At 54.0% G+C, this 13,835-nt stretch carries 12 protein-coding genes; 5 read left to right on the forward strand and 7 right to left on the reverse strand.

Going from position 1 to position 13,835, the window contains the following annotated elements:
* Nucleotides 1–6 precede the first annotated feature (6 nt).
* The 3 genes from AMM48_RS10350 to AMM48_RS10360 form a co-directional block, all read right to left on the reverse strand.
* Nucleotides 7–1,059, reverse strand: coding sequence for a TRAP transporter substrate-binding protein (locus AMM48_RS10350; RefSeq protein WP_102783951.1), 1,053 nt, complete (start codon nucleotides 1,057–1,059; stop codon nucleotides 7–9).
* Between the two features lie 25 nt (nucleotides 1,060–1,084).
* Entirely contained in the window at nucleotides 1,085–1,948 is an 864-nt protein-coding gene (locus tag AMM48_RS10355; protein ID WP_102784038.1) for a putative hydro-lyase, read from the reverse strand.
* Nucleotides 1,949–2,036: 88 nt separating this feature from the next.
* Entirely contained in the window at nucleotides 2,037–2,930 is an 894-nt protein-coding gene (locus tag AMM48_RS10360; RefSeq protein ID WP_101299458.1) for a LysR family transcriptional regulator, read from the reverse strand.
* Nucleotides 2,931–3,154: 224 nt separating this feature from the next.
* Here AMM48_RS10360 and msrP point away from each other — a divergent pair, with 224 nt between their 5' ends.
* A complete protein-coding gene (gene msrP, locus AMM48_RS10365) occupies nucleotides 3,155–4,123 on the forward strand; it encodes a protein-methionine-sulfoxide reductase catalytic subunit MsrP (RefSeq protein ID WP_101300011.1) in 969 nt (322 codons plus the stop codon).
* An 83-nt stretch (nucleotides 4,124–4,206) separates the two neighbouring features.
* On the opposite strand, the gene AMM48_RS10370 is transcribed toward msrP, so the two are convergent.
* Together AMM48_RS10370 and uvrB are read right to left on the reverse strand one after the other, a co-directional pair.
* Entirely contained in the window at nucleotides 4,207–5,565 is a 1,359-nt protein-coding gene (locus tag AMM48_RS10370; protein WP_102783952.1) for an Nramp family divalent metal transporter, read from the reverse strand.
* 167 nt (nucleotides 5,566–5,732) lie between these two features.
* A complete protein-coding gene (uvrB, locus tag AMM48_RS10375) occupies nucleotides 5,733–7,868 on the reverse strand; it encodes an excinuclease ABC subunit UvrB (protein WP_102783953.1) in 2,136 nt (711 codons plus the stop codon).
* A gap of 319 nt (nucleotides 7,869–8,187) precedes the next feature.
* Between uvrB and AMM48_RS10380 the strand changes: the two genes are divergently transcribed.
* Entirely contained in the window at nucleotides 8,188–9,390 is a 1,203-nt protein-coding gene (locus AMM48_RS10380) for an aspartate transaminase (protein ID WP_102783954.1), read from the forward strand.
* Nucleotides 9,391–9,518: 128 nt separating this feature from the next.
* Nucleotides 9,519–10,325 carry an alpha/beta hydrolase gene (locus tag AMM48_RS10385; protein WP_102783955.1) on the forward strand — a complete coding sequence of 269 codons (807 nt, stop codon included), beginning with the start codon at nucleotides 9,519–9,521 and terminating at the stop codon, nucleotides 10,323–10,325.
* 97 nt (nucleotides 10,326–10,422) lie between these two features.
* On the opposite strand, the gene AMM48_RS10390 is transcribed toward AMM48_RS10385, so the two are convergent.
* Nucleotides 10,423–10,959, reverse strand: coding sequence for a carboxymuconolactone decarboxylase family protein (locus tag AMM48_RS10390; RefSeq protein ID WP_102783956.1), 537 nt, complete (start codon nucleotides 10,957–10,959; stop codon nucleotides 10,423–10,425).
* A gap of 161 nt (nucleotides 10,960–11,120) precedes the next feature.
* Nucleotides 11,121–11,648: a peroxiredoxin gene (locus AMM48_RS10395; RefSeq protein ID WP_022731265.1), complete on the reverse strand. Its 528-nt coding sequence runs from the start codon at nucleotides 11,646–11,648 to the stop codon at nucleotides 11,121–11,123.
* A gap of 163 nt (nucleotides 11,649–11,811) precedes the next feature.
* Here AMM48_RS10395 and AMM48_RS10400 point away from each other — a divergent pair, with 163 nt between their 5' ends.
* Both AMM48_RS10400 and AMM48_RS10405 read left to right on the forward strand, forming a co-directional pair.
* Complete coding sequence (locus AMM48_RS10400; protein ID WP_102783957.1) at nucleotides 11,812–12,735, forward strand: LysR substrate-binding domain-containing protein; 924 nt, start codon at nucleotides 11,812–11,814, stop codon at nucleotides 12,733–12,735.
* Between the two features lie 80 nt (nucleotides 12,736–12,815).
* Complete coding sequence (locus tag AMM48_RS10405) at nucleotides 12,816–13,811, forward strand: rhomboid family intramembrane serine protease (protein WP_102783958.1); 996 nt, start codon at nucleotides 12,816–12,818, stop codon at nucleotides 13,809–13,811.
* The last annotated feature ends 24 nt before the right edge of the window (nucleotides 13,812–13,835 follow it).

Consider the following 13,835-nt stretch of genomic DNA (forward strand, 5'->3'; position numbering starts at 1 on the left):
TGAAACTTAATTCAGCGGTACGGTAACACCGACCGTTTTGCCAACGCTATCGTTCCAGCGCGCAACCCAGTCATCACCTGCACGTTCTGCCCACTCCGGCAGGACCGTTTCGGTCAGGATGGCTTTTGCCTGTGCAACGTCGGCATCAGACACATCAACCAGCGTCATATTCGCCGGATCACCCGCCGGGCAGGTACCATTACCGGTCAGGCATGCAACATCGTTTTTCAACGCATCGGCAGCCGATGCCCAAGCTGGCGCTTCGAATTTGGTTGCAACTTCATCGGTGATGAATTTCTGGGTTTCAGCCGACAATGAATTCCATTTATCAAGGTTCATCGCGGTAACAACCGGATCCCATCCGCCCAGCGGAATGGTCATCAGATGGTCGGATACTTCCCACCAACCTGCACTGTACCCGGAACCGGCACCCGTGACGGCACAATCGATCACCCCACGTTCAAGCGCACCCGGAACTTCCGAAAACGCCACATTCACACCGTTGGCACCCAGTGCTTCAAGGAACTTGGTGGTCATACGGCCCGAACCACGGACTTTTTTGCCTTTAAGATCGGTGATTGAAGTCACTGCACCCGCACAGAAAACCACCTGCGGCGGATATGGTGCAATGGCAAGGACCTTGGAATTGAAACGGGCTTCAAAGATCTCGTCGACCATCGGACGGGCGGCTTCGACCATGGCCTGTGCTTCGGCGGCGGTGTTTGCCACCAGCGGCACATCGAGGCCTTCAAGTTCTGGCGCATCGCCAACCGCGTAATCGCCAACCGTCATGGCAACGTCAAAAACACCGTCGCTCAGCAAACGGAAAACGTCGCCGCCGCCAATGCCCATCTGATCATGGGTGGTCATCTGAACAGTGATGTCACCGTTTGAATCTGCTGGAAGGGTTTCGGTCCAGAACGGGTTTTCATATTGTTTATAAAGCGGCAGGCTGCTCCAACTGCCGACAACCGAAAGTTCTTCGGCAACTGCAGGTGTGGCAACAAAACCGGCACCAAGTGCGGATACCGCCAAAAGCGAAGAAACCATCTTTTTCATAAGAATGTCCTCTCTGATAACTCGTTTATGATTGATATACTTCAGGCTTCGTCTGAAGGGAAAACTCCGCGGCTTCTGCAAGAACGTCGGTTACAAGCATCAAGCCCGGCTCGTGCGTGATGGCAAAATCCGGCAACACGTTGCGAATTGCCATTTGTGGCGTGACTCCGCACGCCCAGAAAACCGGGATGTCCCCCTCGTTGATGACGGGTTCATCGCCAAAATCCGGTTTCATAATATCCGCAATACCGATCTGCGATGGATCACCGATATGAACCGGTGCGCCGTGGGCCAGACGATATCTGTCGGAATACAGGATCGCCCGGATCGCATCACCGGGCGCAAAGGATCGCATCGAAACCACCAAGGGACCGTGAAAACGCCCGGCCGGGGTGGTCGCGATATTTGTCACATACATCGGCACATTACGGTTCGCATCCATGTGGCGTAACCGCACACCGCCGCGCGTAATGGCCGCTTCGAATGAAAATGAACATCCCAGAACGAATGTCACCAGATCATCACGCCAGACATCGGAGACGTCCGTGACGCTGGTGTATTCGGCACTACCACGGAAAACGCGATAACCCGCAAGATCGGTTCGGATATCAAGATCAATGCCCAGTTCCGGGATGTGGGGCGATCCCGGTTCGGACATGCCGATCAGTGGGCATGATTTGGGGTTCTTTGAACAGAACTGCAAAAACTCGTCGGCATAGTCCGCCGGTAAAATCGCAAGGTTCCCCTGAAGGTACCCTGATGAGAAACCGGTCGTCGTTCCTGTGTGCTCGCCACGTCGGATTGATGTGCGCAACGCCAATGGCGTGATCCGCGAAATATCATCCAAATTGGTGTCAACGGAACGGGTGGCGCTTTTTGATGCGGTCATTTTCAGTCCCATTCTCTGCCTCTGACGAAAGATTGAGAAATGGAACCGATCTTGTCAAGTAATCATTTTAAATGGTTTATGATCGTTTTTAGCGATCAATTTGATCTGACAGTCGTGCTGCCTCCTGAATAGCCGCGCCAATTTCGCCGTTCCGTTCGGCGTAATAAGTGATGACAAAATGCAATGCCGTCAGGGATGCTTCAGGCAAAACAGGGATTGGTTTGATATGGTCGGCCCACTCGGAATTCTTGACCATAAGTGTTGGTAAAACCCCAATTCCAAAGCCCCCCGCCACCAAATGTTTGACCGTCGAAAGCGATGCCGAACCATGCAGGGCCGGTTGCGAAATATCGGGGGCGGCAAAGATACTTTCGACTTCGCGAAACGGCGGCGTTCCTTTGGGAAAAGTCACAATAGCGTGCTCGGCCAGATCGCGTAACGTCAAGGGCGCGTCACCCAATTCCAGATCTTCGGCACAGTACCAGCCAAGCTCAACCGGCTTAAGCGGCGCGGCAACGGCCCCTTGTGGCACGGATTCGCGCAACATGATCGCGACATCCATGTCATCGTCACTCAGCGCCTTGCTAAGCTGCCCGGATGTATCAACCGATAATTCAAACCGGACCTTGGGAAAGTCATCTTTTAACGTGTTAAGCATATCGGTCAGCAACGTATGCACGATGGTTTCCGCCACCCCGATCCTGACCGTCCCACTCAGCTCGCCCGGATGGGTCAGCTCCTGCCAGATGCGATCACGTGCGCGCGATAAGCGCTGGGCTTCCTCGATAAACCGTAACCCCGCCGCAGTCAGGCGCACCTGCCGGTTGCTGCGGTCAAACAGCATCATGCCCAGCTTCTTTTCCAATGCGGAAACGCGGGCTGAAATCGCCGATTGCGACAGGTTGTATTTCTGCGCTGCTGCGCGAAACCCACCGGCCTTGACGATGTCTTGCAATATTTCGATATCTTTAAACTCAAACACGTATCGCCACCCTGATTTGATCTGATTTCGATCACAATACCTATCCGTCGATCACTTCGCACGATCATTTGATGGAGAAATTGATCAATTCGCGGTTTGTCGCCGTACCAACAAGGACCAACAAACTGAAATCAAACACGTCTCACTGGCTGTTCACCGAGGCGTGACTTGCCCGAATGTCATTTTGCGCGGACATTATGTTCAGTGCGATTTTGGAGGAAGCAATGCTGATACGCCGCAACAAAGGCTGGGAAATCCCGGAACGTGAAGCCACCCCCGAAGCGGTTTACAAAAACCGCCGGCAGTTTCTAAAAGGGATTGCTGCTGGTTCAATCGGTGCTTCCGCCGCAGCCATGCCGCTTGGCAGTGCGCTAGCCCAAGGGACAAGCCCCACCGCCGACCTTTATCCGGTGACCCGCAATCCGGCCTATACCGTTGATCGCGAAATGACCGAAAAGGCCAAGGCGCTGACCTATAACAATTTCTATGAATTCGGGTCGCACAAATCCATCTCATCAGCCGCACAGGCGCTTAAACTGCGTCCATGGACGGTCAAGATTGACGGGATGGTCGAAAAGCCGATTGAAATCGATTTCGAAGACCTGGTGCGCAAAATGCCGCTTGAAGAACGGGTCTATCGTTTCCGCTGTGTTGAGGCATGGGCCATGACCGTCCCGTGGTCAGGCTTTCCGATGAAGGCACTGGTCGATTTTGCCAAGCCATTGTCAGGCGCAAAATATGTCGAAATGGAAACCGCCAGCCAGAAGGAAACCATGCCGGGCCTGCGTCAGTTCTGGTATCCATGGCCTTACGTCGAAGGCCTGTCGATGGCCGAGGCCACCAACGAGCTGACCATGATTGCCACAGGCATCTACGGCGAAGAAATGCCCAAACAAAACGGTGCACCGCTGCGTTTGGTCACCCCGTGGAAATATGGGTTCAAAAACATCAAATCCATCGTCCGTATCACCTTTACCGACAAACGCCCGGTCAGTTTCTGGGAAGAACTCAACAAGGATGAATACGGCTTCTGGGCCAATGTGAACCCCAAAGTCCCCCATCCACGCTGGAGTCAGGCACAGGAACGCCTGCTCAATAACGGCGAAACCGTCCCGACCCAGATTTACAACGGCTACGGCGACTATGTGGCTGACATGTACAAGGGCATGGAAGACGAAAAACTGTTTATGTAATCCCTCCCCGACCCACGACGTCCCAACAAAGAAGGGCTGCCACACGGCAGCCCTTCTTTGCATGTCAAACGATGCCCCGCCGATCAGATCATCACACCATTAAACGTGATGTCATAAAGCAGCTTGATGTTCAGCGCGATGATGACCGCCGCAATCAGCGATGCGGCAATCGTCATCCACATCGGGGCCCGCAAATCACCCATCTTTTCACGCGACGCGGTAAACATCACAAGTGGCACGACAGCAAACGGCAGTTGGAAACTCAAAACCACCTGCGACAGGATCAAAAGCTTGGCGGTTTGTCCTTCGCCGTAAATCACCGTCACGGCAATCGCCGGCACAATCGCAATCAGCCGCGTCACCAAGCGCCGCATCCAGTTGGGCAGCCGGATGTTGATAAACCCTTCCATCACGATCTGACCGGCCATGGTCGCGGTCACCGTCGAACTGAGCCCGCAACATAAAAGTGCAATGGCAAACAATGCCGGGGCAACCGATGCGCCCAAAAGTGGCGCCAGCAACTCATGGGCAATGCCGATATCATCGACATTCGTGCGCCCTGCCACATGGAACGTGGCGGCCGCCAATATCAGGATCGATGCATTGATCAGAAGCGCAAATGACAGGGCAACGGTGGAATCAAGCGTGGCATATTTAAGCGCCTCGCGCTTACCTTCGGGGGTGTGCTCATAGGCCCGCGTCTGCACAATGCCCGAATGCAGATACAGGTTATGAGGCATCACCGTCGCGCCAATAATACCAAGTGCCAGATACAGCATATTCTGATTGCCAATCAGATCGACTGTCGGGGCAAAACCGACAATCACCCCATGCCAATCGGGGTTGGCCATGGCAATCTGCACACCAAAACAGACCGATATCACCGCCAGTAATGAGATGATGAACCCTTCGACCCAGCGAAACCCGCGCCCCTGTAACCACAAGATCAAAAGAACATCGGCTGCTGTGATCAAAACCCCCAATTCAAGCGGGATCGAAAACAACAGATTAAGTGCAATCGCCGTCCCGATGACTTCGGCCAGATCGGTCGCACAGATGGCCAGTTCCGCCAAAACCCAAAGCGGCCATGACACCCAGTTCGGAAACGCATCCCGGCACGCCTGCGCAAGATCGCGGCCTGACCCGATGGCCAACCGCGCACACAGTGATTGCAAAACAATCGCCATGACGTTGGATAACAAGGCGACAAACAGCAACGCATAGCCAAACTGCGACCCACCGGCCAGTGATGTCGCCCAGTTGCCCGGATCCATATAGCCAACCGCAACCAGATACCCCGGTCCGGCAAAGGCCAGAAACTTACGGAATTTTCCCGACTGGTTGGATACCGCAATGGATCGAAACACCTCCATCAAGGATGGATCGGATGCATCATTGCGCCATCCCACATCACGTGCGGGGGCTTGCTTGGCTTCGGACATCTGAAAACGGCCTGACTGTGAAATACCCTTACGGTCTGTAAGGTCACTATTTATGACGCGGCTTCTAAAGTTAGTCAAACCTAACTTTATGGCAAATTCGACACATTTCAGAGGTTGGAATACCCCCCAAACCCCGGCAACCAAAGACCACAAGATCAATTCATGCCTTAAGGCCCCTTGCGGCGGCGTCCCTTGTATTTTGATTTATTAGCTGATTTCGAACCGGGTCCGATAGTACCAATCGTTCGCGCCATTGGCCCTGCTTCGGCCAGACCAAGTTCCTGATCTTCAAGTCGCTTGATCTCGTCACGCAGACGGGCGGCTTCCTCAAACTCAAGGTTTCCGGCGGCATCACGCATACGTTTTTCAAGATCCTCGATGTGGGCGCGCAGGTTATGACCAATCAGCGTATCGCCCGACACACCCGTATCGACCGTAACGTAGTCCTGTTCAGCGACACTTTCGATGACGTCATTGATCCGCGACCGCACACTTTCGGGCGTAATGCCATGAGCCTCGTTATAGGCAACCTGCTTTTCGCGCCGACGGTTGGTTTCATCAATCGCGTATTCAAGGCTGTCGGTCATCTTATCGGCATAAAGCAACACACGCCCATCAACGTTACGCGCCGCACGGCCAATGGTCTGCACCAGTGATGTTTTCGACCTAAGGAACCCTTCCTTGTCTGCATCCAAAATCGCCACCAGCGCACATTCGGGAATGTCCAAGCCTTCCCGCAGCAAGTTAATCCCGACCAGAACGTCAAACACGCCAAGACGCAAATCGCGGATGATCTCGATCCGTTCCAGCGTATCAATATCGGAATGCAGATACCGCACCCGAATGCCATGTTCGTGCAGATATTCGGTTAAATCCTCGGCCATGCGCTTGGTCAAGGTCGTGACCAAAACACGTTGTCCTTTAGCCGCACATTCCTTGGCCTCCCCCAGCAAATCGTCAACCTGCGTTTCGACCGGCCGAATAATACAAACCGGATCGATCAGACCGGTGGGACGGATCACCTGCTCGGTAAACACGCCCCCTGTGCGTTCCATTTCCCATTTGCCCGGTGTTGCCGACACAAACACGCTTTGCGGGCGCATCGCTTCCCATTCTTCGAATTTCAGCGGCCGGTTATCAACACAGCTTGGCAGGCGGAACCCATGTTCGGCCAGGGTGAACTTGCGGTTAAAGTCACCCTTGAACATGCCGCCGATTTGGGGCACGGCAACGTGGCTTTCATCGACAAACAGCAAGGCATTTTCGGGCAAATATTCAAACAGGGTCGGCGGCGGATCACCGGGATTACGGCCCGATAGCCAGCGCGAATAGTTTTCGATCCCTTTGCAATGGCCAACCGTTTCCATCATCTCAAGATCGAACGTCGTGCGTTGCTCAATCCGCTCAGCTGCCAGAAGCTTGCCTTCGTTCTGGAACTGGGCAAGGCGGTCTTTCAGCTCCTGCTTGATACCTGTCATGGCCTGCACCAAGGTCGGGCGCGGGGTGACGTGGTGCGAATTGGCATAGACCGTGACCGAATCCATGCTGGCAAATTTATGCCCGGTCAGCGGATCAAACTCGGCCAGTTCCTCAATCTCGTCCCCAAACATCGACACCCGCCATGCGCGGTCTTCCGAATGGGCCGGAAAAATTTCCAAAACATCGCCGCGCACCCGGAATGTCCCGCGTGAAAAGGCCGCGTCATTGCGGGTATATTGCAATTCGACCAAACGCTTCATGATGTCGTTGCGATCAACTTCATCGCCAACCGAAATGCGCTGCGTCATTTCAAGATAGGTTTCAACCGCCCCAATACCGTAAATGCACGACACCGACGCGACGATGATACAGTCGTTGCGCTCTAAAATCGCACGGGTTGCCGCGTGACGCATCCGGTCGATCTGCTCGTTGATCGACGAGTCTTTTTCGATATAGGTATCACTGCGCGGCAAATAGGCTTCCGGCTGATAATAGTCGTAATAAGATACGAAATACTCGACCGCATTTTCCGGGAAAAAATACTTCATTTCCGCATAAAGCTGGGCGGCGAGTGTCTTGTTCGGGGCCAGAACCAATGCCGGACGCTGGGTCTGTGAAATGATATTGGCCATGGTAAAGGTCTTGCCCGACCCGGTCACACCCAGCAGAACCTGATCACGCTCATCATCATTGATGCCGTCCATAAGCTCGGCTATCGCGGCGGGCTGATCGCCTGCTGGCTGATATTCTGTCACTAGCTTGAATTCCCGCGATCCTTCGACCGGCGGGCGGCGTTTTGTCAAAAATTCCGGTAGCGCATTCATCGGGCAGGCCCCTGTTTTATCCTATGTGTAGTTATAAGACAGATATGCCCAACCGCAAGCCCCACCCCTGACACATCCTGTCAGGAAATGTCAGCAGATGTCAGGACGCCACTTAATGGGAACAATGCCCAATTCATGGCGTTAAGGGTTAAGTTCTTTCCGATCAGACAGATCAAGGGTCGAAAATACGATCAAATCATCCCAAAGAACCCGCAGAAGCGCCGAATGAGCCTTGAATTGAAATTAAGGCAGGCGTAGGGTCCGATCCGAAAGAACGCGATTCTTTTCACTTCTTTTTTCATTCCAGGGAAACAGACCAATGGCGTTTATTGCCGACCGTTTGAGCCGTATCAAACCTTCTCCCACCATTGCCGTCACCACCAAAGCCGCCGAGCTCAAAGCCGCTGGCGTTGATGTGATCGGTCTTGGCGCAGGTGAGCCGGATTTCGATACCCCCGACAACATCAAAGCCGCTGCCAAAGCCGCCATCGATGCAGGTAAGACCAAATACACTCCGGTCGCCGGCACGCCCGAGCTGCGCAAGGCAATTGTCGAAAAGTTCAAACGTGAAAACGACCTGGAATACACTATCGACGAAATCACCGTCGGGTGTGGTGGTAAACAGACCCTGTTCAATGCGTTCTTTGCAACGCTGAACGCGGGCGACGAAGTTGTCATCCCGGCACCGTACTGGGTTTCCTACCCGGATATGGCGCTGATGGCCGAAGGCACCCCTGTCATTGTTGAATGTCAGGAAGAAAACGATTTTAAAATCACCGCTGCCGAGCTTGAAGCTGCCATCACGCCAAAAACCAAATGGGTGGTTCTGAACTCCCCGTCCAACCCGACCGGTGCGGCCTATTCGCGCACCGAGTTGCGCGCAATTGCGGACGTTTTGCTCAAACACGAAAACGTCTACATCATGTCCGATGACATGTATGAGCACCTCGTCTATGACGGGTTCGAATTCACCACCATTGCCCAAGTTGAGCCAAAGCTCAAAGCTCGCACGCTGACCTGTAATGGTGTGTCGAAATCCTATGCCATGACCGGTTGGCGTCTTGGCTATGCGGCGGGTCCGGTTGAGCTGATCAAAGCGATCAACAAGGTTCAGTCGCAGTCAAGCACCCACACCTCCTCGATCAGTCAGGCTGCTTCGGTCGAAGCCCTGAACGGTCCGCAAGATTTCCTCGCCGAGCGCGCAGAAGTCTTCAAAGGCCGTCGTGATCTGGTTGTCGCAGCCCTGAACGAATGCGAAGGCCTGTCGTGCAAAAAGCCTGAAGGTGCGTTTTACGTTTATCCGTCCTGTGCGGGCGTAATCGGCAAAACCACCCCGGATGGCACGAAAATCGAAACCGACACCGATTTCATCACCTACCTGCTTGAAGCAGAAGGCGTTGCTGCAGTTCCGGGTTCGGCATTCGGTCTGGCCCCGTATTTCCGCATTTCCTATGCAACGTCGGATGCGGCCCTGACCGAAGCCTGCGCACGCATCAAACGCGCTTGTGCTGCTTTGAAATAAGTCGCACGGGTTCAGCATTTCCTCGCTGAAAAACATTTCACAGGGTCCGGCACTTGCCGGGCCCTGTTTTTTTGTCCATTATTCAATTCAACAATTGCGCACCAAATTACCGATAAATCGGACACACCATGTTAAACGAGAATTTCTATGTCACCGTCGACGGGGTCAGCCTGTCCTGCCAACGGATCATTCCCCTCGATGTGATGGACGATGCCCCCACCATCATTTTCCTGCACGAGGCCCTGGGCACCATCCGCATGTGGCGCGATTTCCCGGCAAAGTTTGCCACCGCCACCAAACATCCGGTGATCATTTATGAACGGCGCGGCCATGGACGGTCTGATCCACATGGGGACGGCGATGTCCCGCGCCCGATTGATTTTCACAATGTCGAAAGTGATGTCTATCTGCATGGATTGATCAGCCAACTTGGTCTGACCCGCCCGGTCCTGTTTGGGCACAGCGACGGGGCCACCATTGCGCTTAAATATGCCGCCCGCTTTCCCGACAATGTTAGCGCTGTCATATCCGAAGCCGCACATGTGTTTGTTGAAGACGTCACCATTGCCGGGATCAATGATGCGGCCTCAATCTATGCCATGACCGACTGGAAAACCAAACTCGAACGCCATCATTTTTTCCAGACTGACATGGTGTTCAAATCATGGGTCGATACATGGCGCCAACCGGCATTTCGCGACTGGAACATGGTTGACGAACTGCCCAACATCACCTGCCCGCTTTTGGTGATACAGGGCGATGATGACCAGTTTGGAAGTGACGATCAGGTCGATACCATCTGCAAACATGTCCGCGGCCCGGTGACAAAAATGCTGATCAAGGAATGCGGCCACATCCCGCATTTTGATCAGCCTGAAAAGGTGATTACTGCGAGCCTGAAACATCTTGGCATCAAAGCACCAGTCACAGCCTAGGGGCAAGGACCCAACACCATCAAAACAAACAAAGCCCCGGCTGCATCATGCAACCGGGGCTTTTTCGTTCGGGCCGCAACCCGGAAATTCGGTTTTCTTAGTCAGCCAGTGCGTCTTCGGCGTCAATGACAACCGCGACCGCATGGATCACAGACGCAATACGGATCGCGTTCTGAATGGTTTCTTTTTTGATACCAGCGCCTTTAAGAACCTTGTCATGGCTATCGATGCACATGCCACAGCCGTTGATCGCCGACACCGCGATTGAAAACAGCTCAAAATCGGCTTTATCAATGCCCGGCTTGCCGATGATGTTCATGCGAAGGCGCGCTGGCATCGAACCATATTCGTCATCTGACACCAGATGTACGAACCGGTAATAAATGTTGTTCATCCCCATGATTGCGGCCGCACCCTTGGCGGCTTCAAGGGCTTCGTCGGAAAGCTTGGCTTTGGCTTCTGCGGCAACTGCCTTGATCAATTTGGCGTTGCGCGATGCGAAAGCACAGGCCAGCGCGGTGCCATAAACCTGTTGATCGGTCATGCCCGGATTGTTCGCCATGCTCGACAGGTTCAGCTTCAGGTCCTTGGCATAGGCTGGCATTGCGTCTTTGATTTCGGTAATCGAAGTCATTGGTTTTCCCCTGAATTCCGTGATGCGAACGTCGCAAAAATCATTAAACAAATCAGCCGCCACCCGACTGCCAGATATGCAGACATCAGGATCGATAAACATCCGATGGGCTGAAAGCGGGACCGGGCAAATGCCCGATCCCAAAATCGTCTGAACCAGACTTAGAGGGTTTCGTCACCCTGGGTCCAGTTGCACGGGCACAACTCGTCGGTCTGAAGCGCATCAAGAATACGCAGTGCTTCATGCGGGTTACGACCAACGTTAAGATCGTTTACCTGCACGTGACGGATGATGTTATCCGGATCGACGATGAAGGTCGCACGCAGGGCAACACCGGCGTCTTTGGCCAGAACACCAAGGGCGGTCGAGAGTTCTTTTTTCTCGTCAGCCAGCCATACGAACGGGCTGTCGCCCAGATCTTCGTGGTGGGTGCGCCATGCAGCATGGACGAAATCGGTGTCGGTCGAGCAGCCCAGAAGAACCGCATCACGGTCTTCGAAATCACCGTTCAATTCGCCGTAACCGACAATTTCGGTCGGGCAAACAAAGGTGAAATCTTTCGGCCAGAAGAACAAAATCTTCCACTTGCCGTCATAGGACTTATCGGTAACCGGTGCGAAGCTGTCCGGGGATTTGCCCGAAACACCAGTCAGATTAAATTCAGGAAGCGTATCACCAACGGTAAGCATTATGGTTACTCCTAACCCTAGTTAAAAAACCCAATTGCGGCCCCCGACAGGCCGCTAATTCTTGTACGCAAGTGCGAAATGAACACTCACTGCTGGCGATTTGTAGTGAAATGCACTAACTAAGACAAATAGATAAAACTTCGCTTGTTGATAGGAAAAATTAATGGCTGCCCAACCCAGCATCAAGCAGCTCAAATATCTTGTCGCTTTGGCGGAATGTGGCCATTTTGGCCGCGCTGCCGAGGCATGCTTTATCACCCAGCCAAGCCTTTCAGCCGCGATTAACGAGCTTGAAAGCCTGCTCGGGGCGCAGCTGGTTGAACGCAATAAGCGCCAGGTCCTCATCACGCCGCTGGGCGAAGATGTCGTTTCGCGGGCGCGAAGTATCCTCCATGAAGTCGATGAACTGACCACCATGGCACAGGCCGCGACAGAACCACTTTCGGGTCCGATCCATATCGGCGTAATCCCGACAATTGGTCCGTATCTTTTGCCCGACGTGATGTCACAGTTAAAATCAGGCTTCCCCAAACTGCAGCCCTTCCTGCGCGAAGACCAGACATCCAAACTGGTATCGCTTCTGGCGGCGGGCAAACTTGATCTGGCTCTGATCGCACTTCCGATCGAAGAAAACTGGCTCGAAGAATTTGATCTGTTTGAAGACCGGTTTGTCTTTGCGTGCAGCCCGGATAACCCGCTGACCAAAAAACGCCATATCGAGATCGCCGACATCAAGGACGAAAAGCTTCTTCTGCTCGAAGACGGTCATTGCCTGCGCGATCAGGCACTTGAGGTCTGCCAGAAAGCCGGCTGGAGCAAGTCCGCCGATTTTCAGGCCAATAGCCTGTCAACTCTGGTGCAAATGGTTGCTGCCGGTGTCGGATCAACGCTTTTGCCTGAAATGTCGCTGGAAGTCGAAGCCCGCCGCCCGGATTCTCTAAAGATCATTCCATTTGAAAACCCGGTCCCCATTCGGCGCATTGGCATGGTCTGGCGCCGCAGTTCAGCCCGAAAGCGTGAATATCGTCAGTTGGCGGCTCATCTTCGTGATAGCTTGACCGCACAGAAACAAGTGCATGTCGCATAATCTATTGGTGCTTATGCCCAATCGGCTCAGGCCTAAAACGCAACCTTATTTAAACGTGCCACAGGATTAGTACCGAGCCGATGCTCCCGATCAAGGACGACAACCCGACCACGATAACGCCTTGGGTCACCTACGCCATCATTGCAATCAATGTGGCTGTCTTCCTTGTGACCATATCACTTAGTCCAAAGGGCGCAACGCTGGCCACCTTGCAATACGGAGCCATTCCTGCCGTCCTGTTTGGCTATGCCAACCTACCAGCCCAACTTGCCGCTTTCCCGCCCGGATATGAATTCCTGTCGATTTTCACCTCTATGTTCATGCATGGTGGCTGGATGCATATTGCGGGCAACATGCTGTATCTCTGGGTGTTTGGGAACAACGTCGAAGATGCCATGGGGCATTTCCGCTTCCTGATTTTCTATCTGCTGTGCGGGGTTGCCGCCGCCGTTGGGCACGGGTTGCTCGACACCCAGTCGCAAATTCCGATGATTGGTGCGTCGGGGGCGCTGGCCGGTGTCTTGGGGGCTTATTTCCTGCTCTATCCCAAGGCCCGCATTCTGGTCTGGTTCTTCTGGGTGTTCATTTTCTACGTCCCGGCCGTCTTCGTGCTGGGCTTCTGGTTCGTGACACAGGTCTTTAATTTCGGCAGTGGTGCCGGCGGCGGCATTGCGTGGGTTGCCCATATCGCCGGCTTTATTGCCGGGCTTGTCCTGATCCCGTTGTTCAAGCACCGCAACGTGCCGCTATGGCATGATGGATCACATGCACCGGCCTTTGGCGTTTATCGCCCCGGCCGACCAGGGCGCAAGGCACGCGGCGCAAGTACCTCCGGGTCTGGCGTCCCACCATGGGCCGCGGCCTATGAGGCCGAACGTGCTGCCAAGCGTGCGGCGATGAAGCGCGACCGGCGCGGCCCATGGGGCAAGGAAACCCCGACCGGCGAAGACCGCGACACATCCCCGTGGGGCCGCTATCAACCAACCGCACCAAAACCAAAACCGGCCCCCAAGCCGGGCATTGGTGTGCCCAAAGTTGTCCGGTTGCATTCCGACCGCGACAAGGACGATACTTAGAAAATAACGTTCCGCTCGTTCACG

Origin of the sequence: Thalassospira sp. GB04J01, assembly GCF_000751115.1 — a bacterium.
Lineage (GTDB): Bacteria > Pseudomonadota > Alphaproteobacteria > Rhodospirillales > Thalassospiraceae > Thalassospira > Thalassospira lucentensis.